This is a genomic window from Variovorax frigidus, from assembly GCF_051216515.1.
GTDB lineage: Bacteria > Pseudomonadota > Gammaproteobacteria > Burkholderiales > Burkholderiaceae_C > Variovorax.
Genome location: NZ_JBPJZF010000011.1, coordinates 24,406 through 51,273, shown reverse-complemented (window position 1 = coordinate 51,273; position 26,868 = coordinate 24,406). Strand labels below are relative to the sequence as shown.

The window sequence follows — 26,868 nt, the reverse complement described above, 5'->3', positions numbered from 1 at the left end:
ACTTCGTGTCGCAGCGCCAACCCCCTCACCGGGGGCGACACCGGAGGCCCGGCAAAGCCGGTTCCTCGGTGTCCCGCGAGGGGGCAGTAGACCGTGGCTTCCGTTCACGACTTTTCAATGGCCCGCCGCAGCGGGCAACAAGGCATCCCGCTCATGGCCACCGCCCTCACCGAAAAATTCTCCCGCCTCGTCAAGACGATGAGCGGCCAGGCGCGCATCACCGAAAGCAACGTGCAGGACATGCTGCGCGAGGTGCGCATGGCGCTGCTCGAGGCCGACGTGGCGCTGCCCGTGGTGCGCGACTTCGTCGCCCGCGTGAAGGAAAAGGCGCTGGGCCAGGAGGTGCTGGGCTCGCTGAAGCCGGGCCAGGCGCTGGTCGGCATCGTGAATCGCGAGCTCGCCGCCACCATGGGCGAGGGCATTTCCGACATCAACCTCGCGGCCCAGCCGCCGGCGGTGATCCTGATGGCCGGCCTGCAGGGCGCCGGCAAGACCACCACCACCGCCAAGCTGGCCAAGCACCTGATCGAGAAGCGCAAGAAGAAGGTGCTCACGGTCTCGGGCGACGTGTACCGGCCCGCTGCCATCGAGCAGTTGAAGACCGTCACGAAGCAGGCCGGTGCCGAGTGGTTCCCGAGCACGGCCGACCAGAAGCCCATCGACATCGCGCGCGCGGCCATCGACCATGCGCGCCGCCACTTCTTCGACGTGCTGCTGGTCGACACGGCTGGCCGGCTGGCGATCGACGAGGTGCTGATGAAGGAGATCAAGGATCTCCACGCCGAACTGAATCCGGTCGAGACGCTGTTCGTGGTCGATGCCATGCAGGGCCAGGACGCGATCAACACCGCCCGTGCCTTCAAGGAAGCGCTGCCGCTGACCGGCATCATCCTGACCAAGACCGACGGCGATTCGCGCGGCGGTGCGGCGCTGTCGGTGCGGCAGGTCACGGGCGTGCCGATCAAGTTCGCCGGCACCAGCGAGAAGATCGACGGCCTCGAGGTGTTCGATGCCGAGCGCCACGCGGGCCGCATCCTGGGCATGGGCGACATCGTGGCGCTGGTCGAGCAGGTCACGGCCGGCGTCGACGTCGCCGCGGCGCAGAAGCTCGCGGCCAAGGTCAAGAGCGGTGCGGGCTTCGACCTCAACGACTTCCTGTCCCAGCTGCAGCAGATGAAGCAGATGGGCGGGCTCTCCAGCATCATGGACAAGCTGCCGCAACAGATGGCGGCCAAGGCCACCGAGGCCGACATGACCCGTGCCGAGCGCGACATCCGCCGCAAGGAAGGGATCATCCAGAGCATGACGCCGCTGGAGCGCCGCAAGCCCGAACTGCTCAAGGCCACCCGCAAGCGCCGCATCGCGGCCGGCGCCGGCGTGCAGGTTCAGGAAGTGAACCGCCTGCTCAACGAGTTCGAGCAGATGCAGGGAATGATGAAGAAGATGAAGGGCGGCGGCCTGATGAAGATGATGAAGAAGATGGGCGGGATGAAGGGCATGGGCGGCATGGGCGGTCCGGGCGGCCCCAAGCTCCCCTTCTAGGAACACGCTCTTGTTCAACGACTGAAGCCCGCCGGGGTCTGCCTCGGCGGGCTTCTTCGTTTTCGCTGGCGCGACGAGGCCTTCGACAGGCACCATGAAAAAAGCCGACCCAGAGGTCGGCTTTTCGGAGGACGGCGGAAGGCCGTTCAGTGCATCAGGCCGTGGCCAACGCCGGGCGAGCCAGGCGGATCGCATGCATCCAGGCGCGGCGCAGCACGGCCGGCGAACGCGATTCCTCGGGGATCAGCAGGAAGCCACGGTCGCGCAGCGTGGTGCCCAGCGCGATCTGGCTGGTCAGCACGGTCAGCGGGATCGCCAGCAGCAGCGGCAGGCCCACGGGCATCAGCCAGATCAGCGCGCTGGGGTCGATCAGCGCGATGCCGACCGCCAGCAGAGCGATGATCGCGGTCATCGGTGCCAGTTGCGAGAAGGCGATGCGCCACGGCACGGCGGCGGCTTCACGCGGAGGCGACTTCCAGTTCAGCTTGACGCCGGTGAGGGCGACCAGGACGAACAGCGAGTGGGCCAGCATGCGCACCGGGGCTTGAACGATGGCCAGAACGCTTTCGAGCATCGAGCTCTTGAGCAGGCCCCAGACGCCGCCGTACTGGCGTTGCTCGCCGCGCATCAGCACAGCGGCGATGCCCAGCAGGCGCGGCAGGAACAGCAGAGCCAGCGTCCAGATCCACAGGCCGGCGAGTTCCATCGGCAGCACGTTCCAACTCGACACGATGCTCGAGCCGCTGAGCCACAGGGCCGTGCCCAGGGTCAGGAAGGCCAGCCACAGCGGTGCCGAGACATAGGCCATGGTGCCGGTCACGAACATCGCGCGGTGCACCGGGTGAATGCCGGGCTCGGCCATCAGGCGGGCGTTCTGCAGGTTGCCCTGGCACCAGCGACGGTCGCGCTGCAATTCGGACAGCAGGTCCGGCGGTTGCTGCTCGTAGCTGCCGACCAGATCGGACACCAGCCACACGTGGTAGCCGGCACGGCGCATCAGCGCGGCTTCGACGAAGTCGTGCGACATGATGCCGCCCGACATGCCGCCGGTGCCTTCGATCGGCGCCAGCGCGCAATGGTCCATGAAGGGCTTCACGCGGATGATCGCGTTGTGGCCCCAGTAATGCGATTCGCCCAGTTGCCAGAACTGCATGCCCAGCGTGAACAGGCGGCCCGTCACGCGGGAAGCGAATTGTTGGGCACGTGCATGCAGCGTGACGTGGCCGATGGCCTGTGTCGCGGTCTGGATGATGCCGGCGGTCGGGTTGGCTTCCATCAGCTTGACCATCGAGGTCAGGCAGTCACCGCTCATCACCGAATCGGCGTCGAGCACGACCATGTAGCGGTAGTCCTTGCCCCAGCGGCGGCAGAAGTCGGCCACATTGCCGGCCTTGCGGTGCGAGCGACGGGTGCGCAGGCGGTAGTACACCTCGACCTGCGGCTGGTTCGGGCTCTCGGCCAGGGCGGCGCGAAGGTCTTCCCAGGCGGCGCGCTCGGCGGCGGCAGTCTCGGGCGTGTAGCTGTCCGACAGCACGAACACGTCGAATTGCTTGGCATGGCCGGTGGCGGCCACCGATTCGCAGGTGGCGCGCAGGCCGGCGAACACCGTGGCCACGTCCTCGTTGCAGATCGGCATGATGATCGCGGTGCGGGCTTCCGGGTTCATCGGATGGTCCACCACCTGCTTGGCCGAGAGCGCGTGCTTGTCGCCGCGCACCGAGACGTAGAAGCCCATGAGCGCGGTCACGAAGCCGGTCACGACCCAGCCCGAGAGCAGGCCGTAGAGGCCGATCTGGCCGTATTCGAGCCAGACGTTGTCGTAGTCGGGCTGGACGCCAGCGAACAGCGTCGAGGCGATCGCGGTGCTGAACACGGCCAGCAGCATGAAGGCCAGGCGGCGCTGCTTGGCGGCGCGTTGCCAGGGTTGCTCAGGGCCGAGTTCCTTGGCCTGTTCGCGGGCGGTCTTGCCGCCGGCGCCGAGCTTGACCAGCACGGCGGTGCCGAGGCTGTTCCAGAAACCGCGCCACGGACGCGGCGCCATCGAACCGCGGTTGACCGGCGGTGCGGTCACGGCGTTCGGATGGCGGTCTTCGCGCAGCGTGCTGCGCTGGCGCAGTTCGGCTTCGTGGGCGAGAACGTTCAATTGGGAAAAATCGTTGGGTTTCATGTGCGGCTCACCCACGTTGCTTGGAAAGGGAAGGCGTGTCGCCAATTGCCGGAAAGCGCTTGAAGACGCTGTTGGCAGCGGTGCCGCCCAGACCGTCGTAGTCCGGCGTCAGAACACCGGCGGCACGGCTGCGCGAGAGGGAAGACTGCTTGGAACGCAGGCTGTCACGCTGCGGGCGCAGTGCAAAAGAGGGGCTGGAAAGGGCTGTCATGCGTCTACAAGGGCAAACCCCGTGCCAGCATGGAAAAGCCGTTTGAAATCAGTGACTTGCGTGACTCAAGTCTGGCCGGGGGGCCAATTCACCGGCCGGACGGCCGTCAAAGCCCTGTTTTTGTCGCCAAAGCCCGACACTGAAGTGAAGGGCTGAGGCAAAGCCCAGCAAAATCAACGACTTACTTGCGTCGCTCGTCAGCGACAGGCTCGGCGCCCCCGGGCGGCGGCGTGTCGGCCTTGAAGTGGCCGGGCGTGAGTTCGTGCTTCTGCAACAGCCGGTAGAACTCGGTGCGGTTGCGGTCGGCCAGGCGCGCGGCGTCGGCCACGTTGCCGTCGGTCAGCTTGAGCAGGCCCACCAGGTAGTCGCGCTCGAAGCGCTGCTTGGCGTCGGCATAGGTCTGTACTTCCACGCTGGGCACGCGCAGCGCGCGCTGCACCAGCGCCAGCGGGATCAGCGGCGAACTCGAGAGCGCGCAGACCTGCTCGACCACGTTGAACAGCTGGCGCACGTTGCCGGGCCAGGAGGCGGTGGTCAACGCCTTGAGCGCCTCGGGCGCGAAGCCGGACAGCCGCTTGCCGTACTTGGTCGACAGGCGCTGCAGGAAGTGGTTGGCCAGGAGCGGAATGTCCTCGCGCCGCGCCGACAGCGGCGGCAGCGTGAGCGTCACCACGTTGAGGCGGTAGTAGAGGTCTTCGCGGAACTGGCCGGCCTCCATCGCCGCATCGAGGTCGCGGTGGGTGGCCGAGACGATGCGCACGTCGACCGCGATCGATTGCGCCGCGCCCACCGGCCGCACCGCATGCTCCTGCAGCACGCGCAGCAGCTTGACCTGCAGCGCGGGCGGCATGTCGCCGATCTCGTCGAGCAGCAGCGTGCCGCCGTCGGCCTGCTGGAACAGGCCCTTGTGGTTGGCGTGCGCGTCGGTGAAGGCGCCCTTCATGTGGCCGAACAGCTCGGACTCGAGCAGGGCCTCGGGAATGGCGCCGCAGTTGACCGCGACGAAGGGCTTGTCGGCGCGCGCGCTGGCCTTGTGGATGGCGCGTGCGAGCACTTCCTTGCCCGCGCCGCTGTCGCCGCGCAGCAGCACGCTGGCGTCGGACTTGGCGATCATGCGGGCCTCGGCCAGCACCTCGGCCATGCGGCTGCTGCGGCTCACGATCTCGGCGCGCCAGCTCTCGTCGCCGCCGCCGCCGCTGGGCGTGGTGGACGGTGCGCCCAGCGCCAGCGCCTGGCTGATCTTCTCGAGCAGTTCGCGCGCGTCGTAGGGCTTGGTCAGGTAGGTGAAGACGCCACGTGCCGTGGCCTCGACCGCGTCGGGGATGGTGCCGTGCGCGGTCAGCAGGATCACCGGCAGGGTCGGGTGGTGCTTGCGGATCTCGTCGAACAGCGCGAGCCCGTCGCGGCCGGGCAGCCGCACGTCGCTGAGCACCAGTTGCGGATGCTCGATTTCCAGTTGCGTGAGCGCCGATTCGGCCGAGGTCACCGCGGTCACCTGGTAGCCGGCGGCGTTCAGCCGCATCGAGAGCAGGCGCAGCAGATCGGGGTCGTCGTCCACCACCAGCAGGCGAGCGCCCTTGGCATGGACTTCGGTCGGCTTGGATTCGATCATGGCGAGGGTGTCGTGGCCGGCTTTGCGCCGTTGCTGTGCGGCGTCTGGGGATTGGGCCGCGCGAAGCTGCGCTCGATGGCGCGCAGCGCCTCGATGCGGTCGTTCAACTGATCGATGCGGCGCTGGGCATCGCGCGCCTGCTGCGCCTGCCGGTCGCGGTCGTCCTCGATCTTGCGCTGTTCCAGGTAGCGCGCCGCGAGCACGCGGGCCAGCGGCTGCAGCGGCTGCGCGTCGGGCGCGGGATTGGCGATCACGCGCTGCAGCAGGCCGAGCGAGCGGGCCAGGTCGGCCGGCACCCGGGTCTGCGCCAGCACCAGTGCCAACTGCATCTGCACGACCGGCGCATCGCCGGGGTCGCCCAGGCGCGCGATCTCGGTGGCCAGTTCAGGGGTGCCCAGTGGGCGCAGCTTGTCGGCATACGCCAGCATGGCGTCGACGGGAGGCGTGCCGCGCGGCGTGAAGGCCAGTGCCGGCTGGGTGGCGGGGGCAATGGGCTCGGCCTCGACCGGTCTCACCCGGACCACCGGTGCGGGCGTCGGGGCGATCACGGGCGGGGCGGAGGGCGCCGGGTTCGGCGGCGTGACGCAGGCGGCCAGTGCCATCGACGAAAAGATCGCCGAGGTCAGGGCAGCGCGGCGGACGAACGGAAAAGACATGGTTCGGAAATCGCGGGGTGCGGGCTTGTGTTCTGAGAAAAATGGGCGAGGGGGCGAGGGCGGCTCAGACGGAGCGGGGCAGTTCGATGCGGAATCGCGCGCCAGGTCCGTCCGGCAGCAAGGTGATGCGGCCGCCGTGTGCAGCAATGTACTCCTGCACGATCGACAAGCCGATGCCAGTGCCTTTCACCGTGTGCTCGGGTTGGCGTTCGCCGCGATAGAAAGGTTCGAAGATCCGGCCGCGATCGCCTTCGGCGATGCCCGGCCCGGCGTCCGCGATGTCGATGCGCACGGTGTCGTGGGTGCTGGAGACGTCGACTTGGATGGTGCCGCCGCTGGCCGAGAAGCGGATCGCGTTCGACAGCAGATTGGCCAGCGCGGTGCCCAGTTTCGCCGGGTCGACGGTGATCGACAGCGACTCGCCCTCGACCCTCACCTGCAGCCCGTGGGCCTGCCACTGCAGGCGTTGCGCCTCGACCTGTTCTTCGATCAGCGGCAGCAGGGCCGTGCTTTCGCGGTGCAGGTCGCGCGCCTCGAAGGCGGCCGCGTTGAAGCGCAGCAGCGCCTCGATCTGGCTCTGCAGCGAGATCGCGTTCTGCTGCAGGATCTGCGCGACCTCGCGTTGCGCCGGGTTCAAGGCACCTGTCACGCCGTCTTCCAGCAGCGAGATCCCTTCGCGCAGCGCAGCCAGCGGCGTCTTGAGTTCATGGGAAACATGACGCAGGAAGCGTGCCTTGTCGGCGTCCAGCTCGGTCAGCCGCAGCCGCAGCCATTCGAGCTGCTGCGACACGCGCCGCACGTCGGCCGGGCCTCGGATGTCGATCGGCAGGTCGAGGCGGTTCTCGCCCAGCCCGACGATCGCGCGTTCCAGCCGCTTGAAGGGTCGCGCGAGCCAGACGCCGAAGGCCAGCGCCAGCGTGACCGCCAGCGCACTGGCCGCCAGCACCTGGCGCATCAGGCGCGTGCGGGCATCCTCGATGCGGGTGGACAGCGCCGTGTTCTGCGCCTCGATCTGCGTCTGGGCCTGCTGCGCGATGTCGGTGTTGACCGCGTCGAGGTCGCGGAACTGCATCGCCAGCGTGCTCTCGCGCGCCAGCGCGGTCTCGGACGGGCCGGCCAGCAGGCGCTCCATCGCGTCGAGCTGCATGCGCCAGGCGTCGATCGAGCTGCGCGGCACGCCGTTGTCGGCCAGCCGGGTCAGCACGTTCTGCGCGTCGCGCGCCGCATCCTCGAAGCGCCGGCGCAGCACGCCGTCGTTGAGCACCAGCGACTGGCGACCGGCGCGCTCCATGGCGGCGCTGCGCTCGGCCAGCGACTGCGCGGCGCCCGAGAGCGCGAGCGCGCGCGAGGCCGCATCGCGGCTTTGCGTCATGAGCGCGTCGTACTGGAACACCGAGCGCAGCGCGACGCCCACCAGCAGCGCGGTGATCAGCAGGAAGGCGAACAGCAGCAATTGCTGGAACGAGCCGCGGGCGGATTTCAGGTTCGCCATCAGACGGCCAGCGATGCCGTGGTCGCCAACGTGCCCGCGCGTTCGCGGGTCGGCACCTCGCCGCGCAGCGTGTAGGCCAGCGAACGGGTGATGTCCAGGTCGATCATCTGGCCGACCAGGCGTGCATCGCCCTCGAAGTTGACCACCCGGTTGCAGTCGGTGCGGCCCATGAGTTCGTTCGCGTCCCGGCGCGAGGCGCCCTCGACCAGCACGCGCTGCGTGGTGCCGACCAGCGCCGTGCCGAAGCGCTTGACGTTGCCGTCGATCGCGGCCTGCAGCTGGTGCAGGCGCGCCAGCTTCACCTCGTGCGGCGTGTCGTCGTGCAGCGCCGCGGCCGGTGTGCCGGGGCGCGGGCTGAAGATGAAGCTGAAGCTGGCGTCGAAGTCCATGTCGACGATGAGCTTCATCATCTTCGCGAAGTCCTCGTCGGTCTCGCCGGGGAAGCCGACGATGAAGTCGCTGCTGAGGGCGAGCCGGGGCCGGATGGCGCGCAGCTTGCGTACCGTGCTCTTGTATTCCATGGCGGTGTAGCCGCGCTTCATCGCCATCAGGATGCGGTCGCTGCCGTGCTGCACCGGCAGGTGCAGGTGGCTCACCAGCTGCGGCACCTTGGCGTAGGCCTCGATCAGCCGCGGCGTGAATTCGTTGGGATGGCTGGTGGTGTAGCGGATGCGCTCGATGCCGGGGATCTCGGCCACGTACTCGATCAGGAGCGCGAAGTCGGCGATCTCGCTGGTGCCGCCCATCGTGCCGCGGTAGGCGTTGACGTTCTGGCCCAGCAGCGTGATCTCGCGCACGCCCTGGTCGGCCAGACCGGCGATCTCGACCAGCACGTCGTCGAGCGGACGGTTGACTTCCTCGCCGCGGGTGTAGGGCACCACGCAGTAGCTGCAGTATTTGGAGCAGCCTTCCATGATCGAGACGAAGGCGGTCACGCCTTCGACGCGTGCCGGCGGCAGGTGGTCGAACTTCTCGATCTCGGGGAAGCTGATGTCGACCTGCGGCTTGCCCTGCGTCTCGCGCTGGGCCAGCATCTCGGGCAGGCGGTGCAGCGTCTGCGGCCCGAACACGATGTCGACGTAGGGCGCACGCGCGATGATGGCCGCACCTTCCTGGCTGGCGACGCAGCCGCCCACGCCGATCTTCACGCCCTTGGCCTTGAGGTGCTTGACGCGGCCCAGGTCGCTGAAGACCTTCTCCTGCGCCTTCTCGCGCACCGAGCAGGTGTTGAACAGGATCAGGTCGGCCTGCTCGATGTCCTGCGTCGCCTCGTAGCCTTGCGCGGCGTGGAGCACGTCGGTCATCTTGTCCGAGTCGTACTCGTTCATCTGACAGCCGAAGGTTTTGATAAAGACTTTTTTGCTCATGGCGTGGGGGGGATGGAAGACCATCGGGGAAAAGTGCCGGCGCACGTGCGGCGCGGACTTGAAAATGGAAGGAACGGCGCGTCGGGCGCCGTCGTGAGGCCGAAGGGCTATTCGCCGAACTTCGGCAACTGGTCGAAGGGCGTCTTGCCGTCGTCGCGCGGCGCGCTCGCGGCCACGAAAGGCCAGAAGTTCAGGAAGGGTCGCTCGACCGATGCACGTGCGACGCTGGCCTCGGTCGGCGTGAGGATCCACACCTCGCGCACCAGCCCGGCGGGATCGCGGGTGTAGTTGACCAGCAGGTTCTGGCCGGTGATGGCACCCGTCGTGACCACCATGTTCTCGGCACTGCGGATGCGTGCCCCCGGCGACAGGCGATCGGGCTGGCCGTCCAGGCGGATTTCGGGCGCGGCTACCACCGTGAACTTGCCGCGCAGCGTGCCTTCGGGGAAGTTGCGACCGCCCTTCGTGGCCTCGTTCTGCACCTGCCCCTCGGGTTCGTTCTGCGCCAGGGCCTGCGGCGCTGCACAGAAGCCGGCCGCCAGCGCGCACGCCAGGGTCAGGGCGGCGGAAAGGGGCGGGGGCTTTTTCGTGGGGCGGTGGCAGCGGTTCATGGCATCTGTCCAGAGGCTGTGGAGCACCCCATTTTAGCGGCGCACCTGGCGCGCGCCCGTGGTCGCTCAGCCGCAGGAGGCGAGCGCGGATGCCGCACGCCGGCTCGGCGCCGGCCCGCGTCCCAGGCGCAGTGCAAGCGAGGCGAGCAGGCCGTCGCCGAGCGCCAGTGGTTGCAGCCAGACGCGTTCGACGCCTTCCGCGGTGGCGATCTCGACCGTCCGCTCGTCAGGCTGGGTGCCCACGTCGAAGCCGGCCGTGGCCAGGTGCAGTCCGATGCCGATCGCCTTGAGGCAGGCTTCCTTGCGGGTCCAGCAGCGCAGAAAGGCGGCATCGCGGGCGGCTGCGTCGTCGATGCCCGCGATCGCCGAGCGTTCGGCGGGCGCGAAATAGGCTTCGGCCAGCGTGCCGGCGTCGGGCATCGGCCGCAGCACCTCGACGTCGATGCCCGTGGCGAGGCGGTCCGACAGCGCCAGCACGCCGGTCGCGCCGCTGTGGCTCAGGTTGAAGTGCAGGCCGGGGGTAGCGGCCAGGGCCGGCTTGCCGAAAGGGCCGGACGTGAACTGCAGCGAGGCGGGCGACTGCCCGGTTCGCCGCGCGAGCAGCTGACGCAGCGCGGCCCGCGCCGCCATGAAGTGTTGCCGGTCCTTGTCGAAGACGAAGCGGTGGGCGCGCGCGATCTCGTCGGGCGACAGCGTGGCGATGGCCGCGGCCGGCAAATACTGGTCCAGCGGGAACTGCCAGAGTTCGCAGGGCTCGGGGGTGCGCGCCACGACAGGCGAGACGATCAGCCGCATCAGCGGTTCCAGACGTACAGCGCGCGCAGCCGTGCCAGCAGCCGGCGCACCGGCGTCCGCGCGGCGGCAGGCTTCGGATGGACGGCCAGCTGCGCCAGGGTTTCGGACACGTAACGGCTCGGTTCGGTGCGCAGGCCCAGCAATTCCTCGGCCTGCTGGATCACGCGCATCGCCAGTGCCGAGTGGCCGCCCAGCGCAAAGAAGTTGTCGCCGCTGTGGATGTCGTTCACGTCCAGGCCGATCGCACTGGCCCAGAGCTGCGCGAGCTGCGCCTGCTCGGGCTGCAGCAGGGGGCGCGCGCTCTGTACCGGGCTGCTGCTCTGGCGAGGCTGCTGTTGCTGCTGCCGTGGGGGCGCGGGCGGCGCCACCGCGGCGCGCGGCGGCTCCGCCGCCACGACCGGGCTTTGCTGTCGGCCTCTGAATTCGATGCCACCGTCGGGCAGCAGGCGCGCCCGGTCGCCTGTGCGGTAGAGCCGGCCTTCGGCGGCGAAGGGGTCGGCGACGAAGCGCTCGGCGGTGAGCGTGGGCCGGCCGATGTAGCCGCGCGCGACGCCGCGGCCGCCCAGGCACAGTTCGCCGATGAGGCCGGCCGGCAGCAGGTCGAGCGTCGGGCCCGTGACGTAAGCCGTGGTGTCGGCGATGGGATGACCGATCGGCAGCGTGGTCGTGCTGTCCGGCAGCCGGCCCGGCACCGTGTGGGTGAGGGCGATGGCCATGCACTCCGCCGAGCCGTAGGCATGGATGAACTGCAGCGCCGGCAGGGCCGCGAGCGCCCGTCGCACATGCGGCACCGAGAGCGCTTCGCCGCCCACGAACAGCTGCCGCACGCCGCGCAGCGCGCCCGGGTCCTCTTCGATCAGCGCGTTGAACGCGCTGCTCGGCAGGAAGGCCGCGCTCACGCCGTGGGCGGCGATCGTGCGGGCCAGGCCGGTGCCGGTCGGCCGCGCCTCGTCGTGCACCACGCAGCAGCCGCCGTTGAGCAGCGGACCCCACACCTCGGCAGTCGACATGTCCATCCCCGAATGGGCGGCGTGCAGTACCACCGCCTCCGGCTGGAAGCCGAGATCGCCGGGGCCCACGGTGACGATCGCGCGGTGCAGGATTTCCGTGCCCTTGGGCACGCCGGTCGTGCCGGCGGTATAGAGCACGCAGGCCAGCGAATGGCCGTCGAGCGCGACGGGGGCCAGGGGGGCCGCGGCGGTGCCGGCGGCCACGTCATCGGTGTGCATCACCGTCACGCCGGCGGGCAACGGATGGGGCCATCCGTCGGGGCCGAGCAGGAGCCGGGCACCGGCATCGTCCATCCGGAAGGCCAGTTGCTCGGCCGACAGCCGGGTCTGCAGCGGCAGATAGGCGGCCCCGGCCTTGAGCACCGCGAGCAGCGCGACGATCGATGCGGTCGAGCGGTCGAGCAGCACGCCGACGGTGATGCCCGGGGCGGCACCGGCGGCCTGCAAGCGCGCCGCCAGCCGGGTGGAACGATCCTCCAGCGCGCGGTAGCTCAGGCGCTCGCCGTCCCTGGCCACGGCGATCGCATCGGGCCGGGCCGCGACCTGCGCCTCGAACAGCGAGACGACGGTGCGTGTGGCGTCGCAGGGTGGCGTGGTTCGGTTCCAGTCGTTGAGTTGTTGCGCGCGCTGTCGCGACGACAACGAGGCGACGTCGCCCAGCGTGCGCCAGGCGGGTGCTTCCGACAGATGTTCCGCGATGGCCGCGACCGCCTCGAGCAGTTCGGTGGCGGTGGCGTCGTCGATCAGGCCGGCCTCGCGGTCGAGCCGCAGGCGCGGCGCACCGGCGGTGTCCAGCCCGAGCAGCAGCAGCGGCGGCGCGCGGTCATGGTCCTCCGCCGCCAGGCCCCAGGCATGGGTCGGCATGCGCGCCTCGTTTGCCGCGCCGAACACGGCCGAGCGGCGCGACGCATCGAGGGCTGCCAGCCAGGCGCCCGTGGGCAGCGTGCTGCCGCAGTCGATGGCGCGCCGCAGGCCGTGCGGCCATTCCGAGAGCGCGGGGGCGACCGCGCCGGTCCAGCGCGACAGGGCCAGGACCCATGCCCCCAGATACACGGTGTCGGGAAGGCGACCGTGTTCGCTGGCCTGCGACCGTGCACGTTCCACGAGTGCGATGGGCAGCGTCAGTGCGGTCGCTTGCCGCGCACCGTCCCGCGCCGCGTCGCCGCGGGCGAACAAATCCAGCAGCGCGTCGGACGCCTGCAGTGGTTCTGGCAGTGTGGCGTATGCCATCGATAGGGCGGTATGGAGAAAAGCGGGCCCTCAGGGCTGCTCACAGTGTGTCTAACTGTAATGTAAATATAAAGTATTCGTGTAACCAGACTTTTCTGTAACTTGACGTACCTTGGCAACGCGCGACGCGCAAATGGGTGTACGCCTTCCGCGAAGGCGTTCAAACAAAGTTCGGAAGTCGGGTGGGACGCTCCATCCGGAGCGGGGCCGTTCAGGCCAGGTGGCTCACGTCGCCCCAGCCCACCAACGAGAAGCCCTGGGGCGTCCAGAGCAGGCGGTTGATGGCGGCATTGCCCAGGTGCCAGGTGCGTGGCGCCTGCAATTCCTGGCCGGTTGCGGCCCGGTAGAGCACGTCCATCACCCCGCCGTGCGCGACCAGCACCACCAGCGCGCCGGGATGGCGCGACGCGAGTTCGGCGGCCACGCCGGTGACGCGGTGGCGGAAGGTGATCAGCGATTCGCCGCCTTCGGGTTCGAATTCCGGGTCGCGGGTGCGCCAGCGCCGTGCCTCGTCGGGCGAATTCGCCTCGATGTCGGCGAAGGTGCGGCCCTCGAAATCGCCGAAGGCGCGCTCGCGCAGCCGGGGCTCGGCGACGACCTCGAGGCCCAGCGGCCCGGCCACGGCGCAGGCCGTGTCCCAGGCGCGGGCCAGGTCGCTGGCATAGACGGCTTCGACGGTTTCGTCCGCCAGCGCCTGGCCCAGTTGCTGCGCCTGCCGCTGGCCCGTGGCGTTGAGTCCGATGTCGAGCTGGCCCTGGATGCGGGTGTCCACATTCCAGGCCGTTTCTCCGTGGCGAATGACGATCAGGCGCGTGACGTCCATGGTCGGAAAGGCTGCGTCATTTTTTTTACCTGGACTTGGGCGGGATTTCGATGTCGACCCGGCGCTCGCCCTGGGGCGGGGTCGGGAAACCCTGCAGCGCGGCCTGGAACATCACCGGCAGCACGGCGGCATCGAGGTTGTAGGGACCGTCGTTGCGGGCCCGCGTTTCATACACCACCTTGTTGGACGCGAGCTCGCGCAGCACCACGCTGACCTCTCGCAGGTACCAGGGGTTGGCCGGCGGCGCGAAGGCCGGGCCGTACCAGCCACCGCCGTACCAGCCGCGGCCGTAGCCGTGACCGAAGCCCGGGCCCCAGCCGCCGTAGCGCGGACCCGGTCCCCAGCCCGGGTAGAACCAGGGATCGGCCCAGGGCGACAGCGCGGCCGTGACCCGCGCGCCGACCTGTGCGCTGTAGCGTGGCGCGGCATCGTCGCGCTTTAAACCCGCGCCTTCCAGCGCCGGTGCGGCCATGGCCTCCAGCGCCTCGGCGCCGCGCGCGCCCGCGCCGTCCTGTTGCGAGGGCAGCCGCTCGAAGCGGTAGGTGGCGCCGGCGGACAGCTCGGCGGCCGGCAGGTTGGAGAAGCTCTGCACGTCGCTGTCGACCACCCAGCGGGTGGCGCAGCCGCTGAGGGCTGTCAGCAGCGCGACGGCGGACACAACTCGCTTGATCGTCATGTCAGTGGCGCCCGGCCGCCCGCAGCCACTGACGCGCCCCCTCGGGGGACAGCGATACGCGAAGCGATGAGCGTGGGGGTGTTCATGTCAGGATCTCCGGACGGTGGCTCGGAATGCGGCCACCGCATCGCGCGCATCAGAGCTGAACGATGCGCAGCGGCGAGGGCGCCGTGAACTCGGGGGCGTCGAAGGCCTTGTCGCCTTCGGGATCGGGCACCCCGGTCGCCTTGAGACCCTTGAAATCGAAGGACGTTCCGTCCAGCAGGTGCGACGGCACGATGTGCTGCAGCGCGCCGAACATGTTCTCGATCCGGCCCGGGTGCTTCTTCTCCCACTCGCGCAGCATCTCGCCGACCTGCTTGCGCTGCAGGTTCTCCTGGCTGCCGCAGAGCGTGCAGGGAATGATCGGGAATTCGCGGTGCTGGGCCCAGCGGATCAGGTCCTTCTCGGCCACGTAGGCCAGCGGGCGGATCACCACGTGCCGGCCGTCGTCGCTCACCAGCTTCGGCGGCATCGACTTGAGCCGTGCCGCGAAGAACATGTTGAGGAAGAAGGTCTGCAGCATGTCGTCGCGGTGGTGGCCCAGCGCGACCTTGGTCGCTCCCAGTTCGTCCGCCACGCGGTAGAGGATGCCTCGGCGAAGCCGGCTGCACAGGCCGCAGGTGGTGCGGCCTTCGGGGATCACGCGCTTGACGATGCTGTAGGTGTCCTGTTCCTCGATGTGGAAAGGCACGCCCAGCGCCGTGAGATAGGCCGGCAGCACGTCCTCGGGGAAGCCGGGCTGCTTCTGGTCGAGGTTGACCGCGACGATGTCGAAGTGGATCGGCGCGCGCGCCCGCAGCTTGAGCAGGATGTCGAGCAGCGCATAGCTGTCCTTCCCGCCCGAGACGCAGACCATGACCTTGTCGCCTTCCTCGATCATGTTGTAGTCGACGATGGCCTGGCCGACCTGTCGGCACAGCCGCTTCTCGAGCTTCTGCGTTTCGCGCTCGATCTTCAGGCGCTCGCCCGGTGCGGCGGTTGTTTCTTCTTCCGTCCAGATGGCGTTCATGACCATTGCCCCGTTTCCACGCGAATCGCCACTTCGCAGTCGTCGAAGATCTCCAGCTTGGCGATCTTGACCCGCACGCCCAGCACCCCGGGCAGCTGCATGAGCCGGTGCGCGAGCTTGCCGATCAGGCTCTCGAGCAGGTTCACGTGCACGGCGGTGCACTCCTCGATGATGATGCGCCGCACCTTGCGGTAGTCGAGCACATGCATGATGTCGTCGTCGGCCGGCAGCAGCGGCTGGCTGCCGAGGTTGAGCTCGGCGTCGACCTGGATCTTCTGCGGCGTGTCTATTTCCTGGTCGAGGATGCCGAGGCTGGCGTCGAAGCGCAGCTTGGTCAGCGTGAGGATCTGGGTGCCCTTGGTCAGCATGGTCCGCTTCCGGTCTTACATCAGCGAAAAATCGCGTTCGAATTTCATGAGGTGCTGGCCGCCATCCACCAGCAGCGTGGTGCCGGTGATGGAGCGGTTCTCCAGCGCGAATTTCACGGTGGCGGCCACGTCGGCGGCCGTCGAGGAGCGGCCCAGCGGGCTGGCCGAATGCAGGTCGCGGAATTTCTCTTCGCTGAGCATGTGGCTGGTGAGCGTGAGGCCTGGCGCGACGCCCACCACGCGCAGCTGCGGCGCGAGCGCCAGCGCCAGGATGGTGTTGGCGGCCTCGAGCGCGGCCTTCGACAGCGTGTAGCTCAGGAAGTCGGGGTTCTGGTTCCAGAGCTTCTGGTCGAGCAGGTTGACCACCGCGCCCTGCGCGTCGGCGCCGCGCGTGAGCAGGTGCGTGTGCAGTGCCTGTGCCAGCAACACCGGCGCCGCGGTGTTGGTGCGCAGATGCGCATCCAGCGTGGCGAAGCTCAGCGTGGCGGCGTCGTCGTGCTCGAACAGCGAGGCGCTGTTGACCACCGCATCGAGCTGGCCGAACTGCGCCACCACCTGCGGCACCAGCGCGCGCACCGCCGCTTCGTCGGACAGGTCGGCGCCGACCAGCGCCGCCGGCTTGCCCGAGCGCGCGGCGCAGTCGGCCGCGGTCTGGCGGGCCTCGTCGGCCGAATGGCGGTAGTGCACCGCCACCTGCCAGCCGCCGTCGGCCAGCGCGAGCGCGATCTCGCGGCCCAGCCGCTTGGCGGCGCCGGTGACGAGAACGGTGCGCAAAGAGGGCGCGGAAAAGGGCGTGGAGGGGGACAGGGGCATCGGGAGACAATCGGCGGTGTGAAGACCGCACCCGAAATTTTAACGACCGCCCTCGACCGTCTCATCGCCCAGGCCATTCAGCGTGCCGGCGGCTGGCTGCCCTTCGACCGTTTCATGGCGCTGGCGCTCTACGCGCCCGGCATGGGCTACTACGCGAATGCCAGCCGCAAGTTCGGCCACATGCCTTCGTCCGGCAGCGATTTCGTGACCGCGCCCGAGCTCACGCCGCTGTTCGGCCGGGCGCTCGCGGTGCAGGTGGACGAAGCGCTGACGCAGACCGGCACCGACGAGGTCTGGGAATTCGGCGCCGGCTCGGGTGCGCTGGCGCTGCAGCTGCTGGACACGCTGGGCGAACGCATCGCGCGCTACCGCATCGTCGACCTGTCGGGCTCGTTGCGCGTGCGCCAGCAGGAAACGCTCGCGGCCCATGCGGGCAAGGTCGAATGGCTCAGCGAACTGCCGGCGGCGATGCGCGGCGTGGTGGTCGGCAACGAGGTGCTCGATGCGATGCCGGTGCAGCTGCTGGCGCGCGTCGGCGGCCAGTGGTTCGAGCGTGGCGTGGTCCCGGGCGCGCAGGGCGGCTGGGCCTGGGAGGACCGGCCGACGCTGCTGCGGCCGCCGCTGGACATCGAGGGCGAGCACGACTACCTGACCGAGATCCACCCGCAGGCGCAGGCCTTCGTCGCGACGCTGGCCGACCGGCTCACGCAGGGCGCGGCCTTCCTGATCGACTACGGTTTTCCCGAATCGGAGTACTACCACCCGCAGCGCCACATGGGCACCGTGATGTGCCATCAGGGCCACCGGGCCGACGGCGATCCGCTGGTCGCCGTGGGCGCCAAGGACATCACGGCCCACGTCGATTTCACCGGCATCGCGCTGGCCGCGCAGGATGCCGGCCTGTCGGTGCTGGGCTATGCGAGCCAGGGCCGTTTCCTGATCAACTGCGGGTTGCTGGGCCTGTCGGACCAGGCCAGCGTGGCGCAGCGCGCGCTGGCGGGGCACCTGGTGCACGAGCACGAGATGGGCGAACTGTTCAAGGTGATCGCGCTGGGGGCCGGCGAGCCTTGGGAGCCGCTGGGTTTCGCCGAGGGCGACCGCAGCCACACGCTGTGAGCTACGGACGGCCGGGCCGCCGCACGGCGCGCAGTTCTTCCCGCAGGAAGTCGCCGGCATCGCGCGGCGCGGCATCGCCGATCTTCACCTTGTAGGGCTTGCCGCTCATCTCGGAGCGCGAGGCGCAGAGGTCGATGAAGTCCTCGGCGGTCGTGATCTTTTCCTTGAAGTAGGCGTACTTCGCCTGCATGTGCTGCGCCGCCTCGGCCGAGTTGTGGGGGGTGCCGTTGCGCAGGAAGCTCAGGGTGGTCATCTGCTCCACGCGCTGGATCAGCGCGGTGATCGTGGCGTGCTCGTCGGCCGAGGGCGTGGCCAGCGCGAGCGACGAGCAGGCCAGCAGCACGACGGGCAGCAGCCGCTTCAGCCATCGAACCCATGCCATGCCGTGTCTTTCGTGAACCAGAGATGAGCCCATGCTAGACAGGGCTGCCGTGCCGTGTCAAACGCGCTCGGGTCTAATCGACTCTCCGCAACGGCTTTCGTTCTTCTGCTTCCCATGCGCCCTCTGCCCGACCTGCTTCGCACCGCCCATGCCCTCGCCGACGCGGCGGCGGCCCAATCGATGGCGTACTTCCGCACGCCGCTGGACATCATCACCAAGGCCGACGAAAGCCCCGTGACGCTGGCCGACCGCGCGGCCGAGACGGCCATGCGGGCCGCGCTCGCCGCCGCGCTGCCGGACGACGGCATCTACGGCGAGGAACATGGCCAGGAACGGCTCGACGCCGGCCGCGTGTGGGTGGTCGACCCGATCGACGGCACCCGCAGCTTCATCACCGGCTCTCCGCTCTGGGGCACGCTGATCGGTGTGCTCGAAGGCGGGCGCATCGTGCTCGGCATGGTCGACATGCCGGTGCTGGGCGAACGCTGGGTCGGCCAGGCCGGCGTCGGTGCCCACCGCAACGGCGTGGCGGTGCGCGTGAGCGGCTGCAGCGAGATCGCGCAGGCGCGCATCGTCACCACCTCGCCCGACATCTTCGACGCCGCCGACTGGCAGGCCTTCGACGCGCTGAGCCGGCGCTGCGCGATGCGCCGCTTCGGTGGTGACTGCTATGGCTACGCACAGCTGGCCGGCGGCACCATCGACCTGGTGGTCGAGACCGGCCTGCAGCCCTACGACTACCTCGGCCCGGCCGGGTTGATCGAAGCGGCCGGCGGGGTGATCACCGACTGGGAAGGTCGTGCGCTGGGCCTGCAGTCGAACGGCCGCGTGGTGGCCGCCGCCACGCCCGAACTCCATCGCCAGGCACTGGCCGCGCTGGCGGCATCGGCCGCCGTCTAGGAGCCGAGCGATGATCCGCTGGCTGATCGTCGTGGTGCTGGCGCTGGTGCTCATGAGCGGGCTCACGACGTGGCTGCGGCGCTTCGGCTTCGGACGCCTGCCCGGCGACTTCGTGTTCCGGCTATTCGGGCGCGAGTGGCAGCTGCCGATCGCCAGCACGCTGCTGCTGAGCATGATCGCCGCGCTGGTGGCGAAACTGATCTGACGAAGAAAAGACAAGAAAGAGGCGACATGAGAGCGTGCGTGGACATCGGCGGCACCAAGGTGGCCGTCAGCCTGGCCGAAGCCGGCAGCGAACAGTTGCAGGCGCGGCAGACCGAGCCGACCGCCAAGACCGGCGACAACGATGCGGTCGCGCAGCAGGTGCTGCGGCTGATCGACGCGGCCTGCGCCCAGCTCGGCGTGTCGGCGAAGACCATCGAGAGCGTGGGCGTCTCCTCGGCCGGCCCCTTCGTGCTCAACGAGGGCTGCATCGAGCTTGCGTCCCCCAACATCTGCGGCGGCCTGGCCGGCCCGGCGCGCGGCCTGCCCAACGACTGGATGACCGCCGTCCTCGAGGCGCCGCTGCGCCAGCGCTTCGGCCGCGTGCGCGTCGAGAACGACGCGGTCGCGGCGCTCGAGGCCGAGCGCCGCTGGGGCGCGCTCCAGGGCATGGACCATTGCGCCTACGTGACCTGGAGCACCGGCGTGGGCGTGGGCCTGTGCGTCGACGGGCATGCCTTGCGCGGCAAGAACGGCAACGCCGGTCATGCGGGCCACACCTTCGTCTCGGACGACGACAACCACGACGCGCTCTGCGGCTGCGGCAACGTGGGCGACGTCGAAGGGCTGATCGCCGGCAACGCGGTGGCGCGGCGCTTCGCACAGCCCGCGGCCGAACTGTTCGCCGCGGCCGTGGCGGGCGAGCCGAAGGCGCTGCACACGGCCGACGCGCTGTGCCGCGTGATGGGCCGCATGCTCTACAACCTGGTGGCCACGCTCGACCTGCAGGCCATCAGTCTGGGCGGCAGCGTGTACTGGAACAACCGCGAGTTCCTGCTGCCGCGGCTGCAGGCCGAGATCGACGGCCGGCTGCTGCCGCTGACGCGCGGCGTGCGGCTGCTGTCGGCGGGCTTGGGCGACAAGGTCGGTGACTACGCGGCGCTGGCGCTGGTCGATTGACTCGTTTTCAGAGGAACATCCCGCCGGACGCCTCGATGCGCTGACCGGTGATCCAACCGTTGCCCGGCTGCAGCAGCAGGGAGATGGCGCCGCCGATGTCGTCGGGCAGGCCGACGCGGCCCAGCGCGGTCTGGCTGGCGATCATCGCGTTGAGCGCGGGGTTGTCGCGCACCATGCCGCCGCTGAAGTCGGTCTCGATCGCGCCCGGCGCCACCACGTTCACCGCGATGCCGCGCGGGCCCAGCTCCTTCGCGAGGTAGCGCGTCAGCACCTCGATCGCGCCCTTCATCGACGCATAGGCCGAAGAGCCGGGCAGGGAGAAGCGGGCCAGGCCGCTCGAGACATTGACGATGCGCCCGCCGTCCGCGATCAGCGGCAGCAGCGTCTGGGTCAGGAAGAAGGGGCCCTTGAAGTGGATGTCGACCAGGGCGTCGAACTGCGCTTCGGTGGTGTCCGCGAAGGCCGCGTGCGTGCCGATGCCGGCGTTGTTCACCAGGTGATCGAAGGTCTCGCGCTGCCAGACGCGGGCCAGCGCGGCCTTCAGCTGCGCGGCGAAGGCCGGGAAGCTGGCGCTCTGCGCGACGTCCAGCGGCAGCGCCACGGCGCGCCGGCCCAGCGCCTCGATCTCGCCCACCAGTTGGCGGGCTTCGTCGGCGCCGCTGCGGTAGGTCAGGACGAGGTCCGAGCCTTGGCGGGCCAGGTGCTGGGCGGTGTTCTTGCCGAGGCCGCGGCTGGCGCCGGTGATGAGGGCGATGGGTGCGTTCATGGTTTTTTCCTGAGGGGGGTGATCGATGGAATGGACTTTAGGAAAAGACAGTCCAGCAATAAATCCCCAGAAAAAGACCAAACTGTTCAGCCATGGAGAACAATGCGGCCATGACCATGGACCTCGGCGCGTTGCGCACATTCGTCAAGGTCGCCGAACTGGCGAGCTTCACCCGGGCCGCCGAGCAGTTGGGCATGCCCAAGGCACGGGTCTCGACCACGGTGCAGCAGCTGGAGGCCGACCTGGGCACGCGGCTCCTGCACCGCACCACGCGCACGGTGCGCCTGACGGCCGACGGCGAAGAGTTCCGCGAGCGCTGCCTGATGCTGCTGGCCGATGCGGACGAGCTGCAGTCGCTGTTCCAGCGCGCGCCCAGTGCCTTGCGCGGCCGGCTGCGGCTCGACGTGCCGATCGGCATGGCGCAGGCCGTGCTCATGCCGCGGCTGCCCGAGTTCCTGGCCGCGCATCCGCAGCTGGCGTTGGAACTGAGCACCACCGACCGGCGGGTCGATCTGGTGCACGAGGGCTTCGATTGCGTGCTGCGCGTGGGCGCGCTCGACGCATCCGAACTCGTGGCGCGCCGGCTCGGCGAACTGGCGCAGGTCAACGCGGCCAGCCCGGCCTATCTTGCGCTGCACGGTGTGCCCCGCACGCTCGACGACCTCGCTTCGCACCGGCTGGTGCGCTACGCGCCGGGGCTGGGTGCCGGGCCGGCCTTGTGGGAGTACGAGGAGGAGGGCCGCTACCGGACACTGGCCGTGCCGAGTGCGCTCACGGTGACCAGCAGCGATGCCTACCAGTCGGCCTGCCTTGCGGGGCTGGGCCTGATCCAGGCGCCGGTCGTCGGGATGCAGCCGTTGATCGACGCGGGCAAGCTCGTGCGCGTGCTGCCCGGGTTCGATGCGCCGCCGATGCCGGTGTCGCTGCTCTATCCGCACCGGCGCCAGCTGTCGAAGCGGGTGCAGGCGCTGATGGCGTGGATGGACGAGGTGCTGGGACCCTACCTGGCGGGCAAGCCCTGAGCGGTGCGCTCAGCGCACGTTGGGCATGGCGCCGAGCGTGTCGAGGAAGGTGCGGCGCCACCAGTGCACATCGTGCTCACGGATGCGCTGCAGCAGCTTCTGGTGCCGTGCGCGCCGCTCGTCCAGCGGCATCTGCAGTGCCTGCTGTACCGTCTCGGCCGTGCCGTGCACGTCGTAGGGGTTGACCAGCAGCGCTTCCTTCATCTGCTCGGCCGCGCCGGCGAAGCGCGACAGCACCAGCACGCCCGGATCGGCCGGGTCCTGCGCGGCCACGTATTCCTTGGCCACCAGGTTCATGCCGTCGCGCAGCGGCGTCACCAGGCCCACGGCCGCGGCGCGGCACAGGCCGGGCACGCGCTTGCGCGCCACCATGCGGTGGATGTAGCGCACGGGCATCCAGTCGAGCTCGCCGTAGTCGCCGTTGATGGCGCCGCACAGCGATTCGAGTTCGCGCCGGATGTCGGCATAGGCGTCGACCGATTCGCGCGTGGGCGAGGCGATCTGGATCAGCGTCGCGCTGCGGCGGTTCTCGGGATAGTTCGCCAGCAGCTCGCGAAAGGCGCGCACCCGGTGCGGAATGCCCTTGGAGTAGTCGAGCCGGTCGATGCCCAGCAGCAGCCGGCGGCTCGCATACTCGCGCTTCATCGTCTCGTACATGTCGCGCGATTCCTTGGCGTGCGTGAGCGCCGCGAACTCGTCGACGTCGATGCCGATCGGGAAGGCGGTGCAGCGCACGGTCTGGCCATAGGCGCGGTACATGTCGTCGCCCAGCGCTTCGCCGCGGGCTTCGTTCTGCACGTAGTGCGCGAAGTGCTGCACGTCCTGGTTGGACTGGAAGCCGATCAGGTCGTAGGCGAACAGCGAACGCGCGAGCCACTCGTGCTGCGGGATCGCCGCCATGATGATCTGCGGCGGCAGCGGGATGTGCAGGAAGAAACCGATGCGCTGCTTGCAGCCCATGGCGCGCAGTTCGGCGGCCAGCGGGATCAGGTGGTAGTCGTGCACCCAGATGATGTCGTCTTCCTGCAGCAGCGGCATCAGCTTGCGCGCGAACAGCTGGTTCACGCGGCGGTAGCCGCCGATGAAGCCGGCATCGAAATTGGCCAGGTCGAGGCGGTTGTGGAACACCGGCCACAGCACGTCGTTGCTGTAGCCCGCGTAGTAGCTGTCGTGGTCCTCGCGGCTCAGGTCGAGGGTGGCGAGCGTGACCTTGCCGGCCTGCTGCTTGTGCATCTCGCCTTCGCCGGTCGGGCCGTCCTCGACGATGGTGCCGCTCCAGCCGAACCACAGTCCGCCCGTCTTCTGCAGCGATTCGCCCAGTGCGACGGCCAGGCCACCAGCGGCGGGCTTGCGCGGATCGGCCACGCGGTTGGAGATCACGACCAGGCGGCTCATGGCTTGGCCTCCGGACGCGGTCCGTTGGCCAGCAGGTCGCGCGCCTCGAGCAGCCACTCGTAGACCGCCAGCGTCGAATCGAGCCGATGCAGTGCCAGCGTGGGGCCGGAGCCGACCTTGATCGCGATGCCGCCGAGCGGCTGCACGACGGCGAAACCACTCTCGTCGGTGGTGTCGTCGCCCGCGAACACCGGCACCCGGCCGGCGAAGGGCGCTTCGTGCATGAAGGCATCGATGGCGATGCCCTTGTTGATGCCCGCAGGCTTGACCTCGAACACGAACTTGCCGTGCAGCAGTTCCAGCTGCGGCTGGCCGTCGAGCACGCGGACCATGGCCTCGCGACAGACGGCCTCCAGGTCGGGCGCCATCCGGTAGTGCAGCGCGATCGCCGCATGCTTGCGCTCCACCAGCAGGCCGGGATGCGCGCCGGCGAGTTCGTTGCAGACCTCGAGCACGAAGCCCAGGTCGGGCGCGCGCTGCTCCTGCATGTGGCCGTCTGCGTCGCGGCGCTGCACGCCGTGCTCGCCGGCGGCCGGCAGGCGCAACGGTGCCAGGAAGCGGTCGATCGCATCGATCTGTCGGCCCGACACGACGGCCAGTGCGCCGCCCAGCAGATCGTGCAGGTCGGTGAGCAGGGCGACGAGTGCGGGAGGGACTTCGATGGCCTCGGGCGTCTCGGCGAGCGCCACGAGCGTCCCGTCGAAGTCGAGGAAGAGGGCGGCGTCGGGGGTGAGTCTTGGAGGCTTCTGCATCGGTCGGTCACCTTAGCAGTGCGACGCGATGTGCCGCGTCGGCCAAAGCCGCGACCCTTGCGTCAGTGCCGGTTCAGGCCGATGCGGCGATCCACGTGGCGATGGCGGCCGTGCGCGCACGCGCCACCGCCTCGCCGATCGCAGGCCCCGTGGCGCCCGCCGCCGCCGCGGCCTGCGCGATCGGGCGCGTGGCCACCGACAGCGCGGCGTCGAGCGCGGCCTGCAGGCGGTCGCGTTGCGGATAGGGGCGCGACTCGAAGCCCAGCCGGCCGCGGGCGTCGCATTCGCAGGCCTGCAGCACCTGCGTGAAGCGCTCGGGCTTGCGCAACGCGTCGCAGCGCTCCAGCAGCCGCATGAGCGCCGCCGCGCCCAGCTCGGCGCTGCGGTGGATGTTGCCGTGCTCGCGCGCCACCACCTCGGCCAGCTCGCGCAGCTCGACCGGCACCCGCCAGCGCTCGCACACCGCCTGCAGCAGCTTGACGCTGCGCTGCTCGTGGCCGATGTGGCGCGGCAGCACGTCGGCACGCGTCGTGCCCTTGCCCAGGTCGTGAACCAGGCAGGCGAAGCGCACCGGCAGCGGGGCGTCCAGCTGTGCCGCCATGTCGAGCACCAGCATCAGGTGCACGCCGGTGTCGATCTCGGGATGGTGCGCTTCCGGCTGCGGCACGCCCCACAGGCAGTCCACCTCGGGCAGCAGCACGGCCAGCGCGCCGCATTGGCGCAGCACCTCGAACATGCGCGAGGGCTTCGCTTCCATCAGGCCGCGCGAGAGCTCCTGCCAGACGCGCTCGGGCACCAGGGCGTCGGCTTCGCCGGCCGCCACCATCTCGCGCATCAGCGCCATCGTTTCGGGGGCGATCTCGAAGTCGGCGAAACGCGCGGCGAAGCGCGCCACGCGCAGGATGCGCACCGGGTCTTCGCGGAAGGCCTCGGTGACGTGGCGCAGCACCTTGTCTTTCAGGTCCTGCTGGCCATGAAAAGGGTCGACGAGGTCCGCCGCCTCGGGTGCGGCGGCGCCGGCGCGTTCCGCGGGCAGGGCGATCGCGTTCACCGTGAGGTCGCGCCGCGCCAGGTCCTGCTCGAGCGTGACGTCGGGGGATGCATGGACCACGAAGCCGCGGTAGCCCGGCGCGCTCTTGCGCTCGGTGCGTGCCAGCGCGTATTCCTCGCGCGTCCGCGGATGCAGGAACACCGGGAAATCGCGTCCCACCGGCAGGTAGCCCAGGGCACCCATCTGTTCAGGTGTGGCGCCCACCACCACCCAGTCGCGGTCGCTTCCGGAGCGGCCCAGCAGCGCATCGCGGATCGCGCCGCCGACGAGAAAAGTCTTCATGTGTCCAAGTGTAGGGACAATCCCTCGGTGAAAAAAGCACGATCGTTCGTTAAGCTGCCGAGGCCGGTCAGCGGATTTTCCGCGGTGCGCCGGTGGTAATTCACGGAGGCTATTCGTCATATGAAAAAGAAAACAATGTATGCGTTCGCGGCCCTGGCCGTTCTGGGATCGGGCAGTGCCCTGGCGCAGAACGCAGGCGACTGGGTGCTTGGCGCCGGCTGGCTGCACTTCGCGCCGCAGGATTCGAGCAAACCGCTCACGTTCACCTCGCCGATCAACGCGGTGGTGCCGGGCTCCGGGTCCGGTGTGGACAGCTCGAACACGCTGGGCCTGAGTGCGGTCTACTTCATCGACAGCCGCTGGGCTGTCGAGGGCGTGTTCGGCGTGCCGCCGAAATTCAATCTGCAAGGGGAAGGCTCGCTGGCGCCCATCGGCAAGCTCGGCGAAGCCAAGCAGTGGAGCCCGACCCTGCTGGCCAAGTACTACTTCGGCAATGGCAACGATGCCTTCCGCCCCTTCCTGGGGTTGGGTGCGACCTATGTCTGGTACAGCGACGTCAACCTGACGCCCGGCCTGCAAGGGGCGCTGGGCGGTCGCCTGGGCCGCCCGCCGGGCAGCACCAGCACCACGGCCAAGCTGGACAAGTCCTTCGCGCCGGTGTTCAACCTCGGCGCGGCCTGGCAGTTCGACAAGCACTGGGGGCTGTCGTTCTCGGTCTCGTACATCCCGCTGAAGACCACCGCCAAGCTCACCACGCGCACGGCGGGCGGGACCACCATCGCGACCAGCGAGGCCCGCATGAAGCTGGACCCGATCGTGACCTACCTGTCGGCCACCTATCGTTTCTGATCGTCATTGCTGTCACACATGAAAAACGCCGCGCGATGCGCGGCGTTTTTCATGGCGCGCTGCAGGTGCTCAGTCGCGCAGGCGGTAGGGCTCGTCGACCACCACGAAGGTGTGCTCTTCGCGTGCCGCGTCGGTCCAGGCCTTGACGCCCGGCAGCGCGTGCACGCGCTCGACATAGGCCGCGACCGCAGGCGGCACCGGCAGCGCGTAGGTCTTCAGGCGCGAGGCCATGGGCGCGTAGTAGGCGTCGGCGATGCCGAAGTCGCCGAACAGCATCGGCCCGCCGTGGCGGGCCAGCAGACCGCCCCACAACTGGACCAGCCGCGCCAGTTCGCCGCGCACATCGGCGCGGTCGCGCAGCAGCAACTTGCCCTGCGATGCGAGATCGGCCTCGATGTTCATGCCGCAATGGTTGCGGATGGCGCGGAAGCCGGCGTGCATCTCGGCACAGGCGCTGCGCGCCTCGGCGCGCCGTGCCTTGTCCGCAGGCCACAGCGTCTTGTCGGGGAAGGATTCGGCCAGGTACTCGGCGATGGCCAGCGTGTCGGACACGACGATCTCGCCGTCGACCAGGAAAGGCACCGTGCCCGCGGCGTTGAGCGGCAGCACGGTCTTCTTGAACTGCGAATCGGGTTCGGAATGATCGTTTCCGAAGCGGACCATCACCTCCTCGAAGGGAATGCCGGCCTGGGTCATCAGCACCCAGGGCCGCATGGACCACGAGGAGTAGTTCTTGTTGCCGATGTAGAGCTTGAGCATGGCGATTCT

General features: G+C 69.3%; 27 protein-coding genes. 7 read left to right on the top strand and 20 right to left on the bottom strand.

The features are described from left to right. Positions 1-153 precede the first annotated feature (153 nt). Positions 154-1,542: a signal recognition particle protein gene (gene ffh / locus ACSFBC_RS27025; protein ID WP_435513416.1), complete on the top strand. Its 1,389-nt coding sequence runs from the start codon at positions 154-156 to the stop codon at positions 1,540-1,542. Between the two features lie 154 nt (positions 1,543-1,696). Here ffh and mdoH read toward each other — a convergent pair whose 3' ends face one another. From mdoH to ACSFBC_RS26955, 14 genes are all read right to left on the bottom strand, one after another. Then, positions 1,697-3,709 (bottom strand): glucans biosynthesis glucosyltransferase MdoH, encoded by a 2,013-nt coding sequence (mdoH, locus tag ACSFBC_RS27020; RefSeq protein ID WP_435513415.1) that lies wholly within the window; start codon positions 3,707-3,709, stop codon positions 1,697-1,699. A gap of 7 nt (positions 3,710-3,716) precedes the next feature. Further along, entirely contained in the window at positions 3,717-3,920 is a 204-nt protein-coding gene (locus ACSFBC_RS27015) for a hypothetical protein (protein ID WP_435513414.1), read from the bottom strand. A 181-nt stretch (positions 3,921-4,101) separates the two neighbouring features. Further along, positions 4,102-5,532, bottom strand: coding sequence for a sigma 54-interacting transcriptional regulator (locus tag ACSFBC_RS27010; RefSeq protein ID WP_435513413.1), 1,431 nt, complete (start codon positions 5,530-5,532; stop codon positions 4,102-4,104). Then, complete coding sequence (locus tag ACSFBC_RS27005; protein ID WP_435513412.1) at positions 5,529-6,188, bottom strand: hypothetical protein; 660 nt, start codon at positions 6,186-6,188, stop codon at positions 5,529-5,531. The genes ACSFBC_RS27010 and ACSFBC_RS27005 overlap by 4 nt, the downstream gene beginning before the upstream one ends. A gap of 64 nt (positions 6,189-6,252) precedes the next feature. Beyond that, entirely contained in the window at positions 6,253-7,680 is a 1,428-nt protein-coding gene (locus tag ACSFBC_RS27000) for a sensor histidine kinase (RefSeq protein ID WP_435513411.1), read from the bottom strand. Next, positions 7,680-9,047, bottom strand: coding sequence for a tRNA (N6-isopentenyl adenosine(37)-C2)-methylthiotransferase MiaB (gene miaB / locus ACSFBC_RS26995; RefSeq protein WP_435513410.1), 1,368 nt, complete (start codon positions 9,045-9,047; stop codon positions 7,680-7,682). The genes ACSFBC_RS27000 and miaB overlap by 1 nt, the downstream gene beginning before the upstream one ends. A 107-nt stretch (positions 9,048-9,154) precedes the next feature. After that, on the bottom strand, positions 9,155-9,658 hold the full coding sequence (locus ACSFBC_RS26990; protein ID WP_435513409.1) for a hypothetical protein: 504 nt from the start codon (positions 9,656-9,658) through the stop codon (positions 9,155-9,157). Positions 9,659-9,724: 66 nt separating this feature from the next. Further along, positions 9,725-10,453 carry a 4'-phosphopantetheinyl transferase family protein gene (locus tag ACSFBC_RS26985; protein WP_435513408.1) on the bottom strand — a complete coding sequence of 243 codons (729 nt, stop codon included), beginning with the start codon at positions 10,451-10,453 and terminating at the stop codon, positions 9,725-9,727. Beyond that, positions 10,453-12,693, bottom strand: coding sequence for a non-ribosomal peptide synthetase (locus ACSFBC_RS26980; RefSeq protein ID WP_435513407.1), 2,241 nt, complete (start codon positions 12,691-12,693; stop codon positions 10,453-10,455). The genes ACSFBC_RS26985 and ACSFBC_RS26980 overlap by 1 nt, the downstream gene beginning before the upstream one ends. 211 nt (positions 12,694-12,904) lie before the next feature. Continuing rightward, on the bottom strand, positions 12,905-13,516 hold the full coding sequence (locus ACSFBC_RS26975; RefSeq protein ID WP_435513406.1) for a histidine phosphatase family protein: 612 nt from the start codon (positions 13,514-13,516) through the stop codon (positions 12,905-12,907). A 25-nt stretch (positions 13,517-13,541) separates the two neighbouring features. Then, positions 13,542-14,192: a DUF4136 domain-containing protein gene (locus ACSFBC_RS26970; RefSeq protein ID WP_435513405.1), complete on the bottom strand. Its 651-nt coding sequence runs from the start codon at positions 14,190-14,192 to the stop codon at positions 13,542-13,544. Between the two features lie 136 nt (positions 14,193-14,328). After that, positions 14,329-15,243 (bottom strand): tRNA 2-thiocytidine(32) synthetase TtcA, encoded by a 915-nt coding sequence (ttcA, locus tag ACSFBC_RS26965; RefSeq protein WP_435513404.1) that lies wholly within the window; start codon positions 15,241-15,243, stop codon positions 14,329-14,331. Continuing rightward, entirely contained in the window at positions 15,240-15,611 is a 372-nt protein-coding gene (locus ACSFBC_RS26960) for a dihydroneopterin aldolase (RefSeq protein WP_183028234.1), read from the bottom strand. Before ACSFBC_RS26960 ends, ttcA begins: the two co-directional genes overlap by 4 nt. A 15-nt stretch (positions 15,612-15,626) precedes the next feature. After that, positions 15,627-16,424: an SDR family oxidoreductase gene (locus ACSFBC_RS26955; RefSeq protein ID WP_435513403.1), complete on the bottom strand. Its 798-nt coding sequence runs from the start codon at positions 16,422-16,424 to the stop codon at positions 15,627-15,629. An 18-nt stretch (positions 16,425-16,442) separates the two neighbouring features. On the opposite strand from ACSFBC_RS26955, the gene ACSFBC_RS26950 reads away from it, so the two are divergent. Then, a complete protein-coding gene (locus ACSFBC_RS26950) occupies positions 16,443-17,540 on the top strand; it encodes a class I SAM-dependent methyltransferase (protein ID WP_435513402.1) in 1,098 nt (365 codons plus the stop codon). Position 17,541: 1 nt separating this feature from the next. Here the strand turns inward: ACSFBC_RS26950 and ACSFBC_RS26945 are convergent, their stop codons facing one another. Beyond that, complete coding sequence (locus ACSFBC_RS26945; protein ID WP_435513401.1) at positions 17,542-17,922, bottom strand: DUF5329 family protein; 381 nt, start codon at positions 17,920-17,922, stop codon at positions 17,542-17,544. Between the two features lie 114 nt (positions 17,923-18,036). On the opposite strand from ACSFBC_RS26945, the gene hisN reads away from it, so the two are divergent. The 3 genes from hisN to ACSFBC_RS26930 are packed head-to-tail and all read left to right on the top strand — an operon-like array spanning position 18,037 to position 19,983. Next, on the top strand, positions 18,037-18,822 hold the full coding sequence (hisN, locus tag ACSFBC_RS26940) for a histidinol-phosphatase (RefSeq protein ID WP_435513400.1): 786 nt from the start codon (positions 18,037-18,039) through the stop codon (positions 18,820-18,822). A gap of 10 nt (positions 18,823-18,832) precedes the next feature. Continuing rightward, positions 18,833-19,027: a DUF2905 domain-containing protein gene (locus tag ACSFBC_RS26935; RefSeq protein WP_219216195.1), complete on the top strand. Its 195-nt coding sequence runs from the start codon at positions 18,833-18,835 to the stop codon at positions 19,025-19,027. 26 nt (positions 19,028-19,053) lie between these two features. Further along, complete coding sequence (locus ACSFBC_RS26930; RefSeq protein WP_435513399.1) at positions 19,054-19,983, top strand: ROK family protein; 930 nt, start codon at positions 19,054-19,056, stop codon at positions 19,981-19,983. 7 nt (positions 19,984-19,990) lie between these two features. Here ACSFBC_RS26930 and ACSFBC_RS26925 read toward each other — a convergent pair whose 3' ends face one another. Next, positions 19,991-20,749 carry an SDR family NAD(P)-dependent oxidoreductase gene (locus tag ACSFBC_RS26925; RefSeq protein ID WP_435513398.1) on the bottom strand — a complete coding sequence of 253 codons (759 nt, stop codon included), beginning with the start codon at positions 20,747-20,749 and terminating at the stop codon, positions 19,991-19,993. Positions 20,750-20,859: 110 nt separating this feature from the next. Here ACSFBC_RS26925 and ACSFBC_RS26920 point away from each other — a divergent pair, with 110 nt between their 5' ends. Further along, on the top strand, positions 20,860-21,771 hold the full coding sequence (locus tag ACSFBC_RS26920) for a LysR family transcriptional regulator (RefSeq protein ID WP_435513397.1): 912 nt from the start codon (positions 20,860-20,862) through the stop codon (positions 21,769-21,771). A 9-nt stretch (positions 21,772-21,780) separates the two neighbouring features. On the opposite strand, the gene otsA is transcribed toward ACSFBC_RS26920, so the two are convergent. From otsA to ACSFBC_RS26905, 3 genes are all read right to left on the bottom strand, one after another. After that, entirely contained in the window at positions 21,781-23,166 is a 1,386-nt protein-coding gene (otsA, locus tag ACSFBC_RS26915) for an alpha,alpha-trehalose-phosphate synthase (UDP-forming) (protein ID WP_435513396.1), read from the bottom strand. Next, complete coding sequence (otsB, locus tag ACSFBC_RS26910; protein ID WP_435513395.1) at positions 23,163-23,918, bottom strand: trehalose-phosphatase; 756 nt, start codon at positions 23,916-23,918, stop codon at positions 23,163-23,165. Before otsB ends, otsA begins: the two co-directional genes overlap by 4 nt. Positions 23,919-23,991: 73 nt before the next feature. Continuing rightward, positions 23,992-25,251 (bottom strand): multifunctional CCA addition/repair protein, encoded by a 1,260-nt coding sequence (locus ACSFBC_RS26905; protein ID WP_435513394.1) that lies wholly within the window; start codon positions 25,249-25,251, stop codon positions 23,992-23,994. A 120-nt stretch (positions 25,252-25,371) separates the two neighbouring features. Between ACSFBC_RS26905 and ACSFBC_RS26900 the strand changes: the two genes are divergently transcribed. Next, on the top strand, positions 25,372-26,100 hold the full coding sequence (locus ACSFBC_RS26900) for an OmpW/AlkL family protein (RefSeq protein WP_435513393.1): 729 nt from the start codon (positions 25,372-25,374) through the stop codon (positions 26,098-26,100). A gap of 69 nt (positions 26,101-26,169) precedes the next feature. Here ACSFBC_RS26900 and ACSFBC_RS26895 read toward each other — a convergent pair whose 3' ends face one another. Beyond that, complete coding sequence (locus ACSFBC_RS26895; RefSeq protein ID WP_435513392.1) at positions 26,170-26,859, bottom strand: glutathione S-transferase family protein; 690 nt, start codon at positions 26,857-26,859, stop codon at positions 26,170-26,172. Between the last annotated feature and the right edge of the window lie 9 nt (positions 26,860-26,868).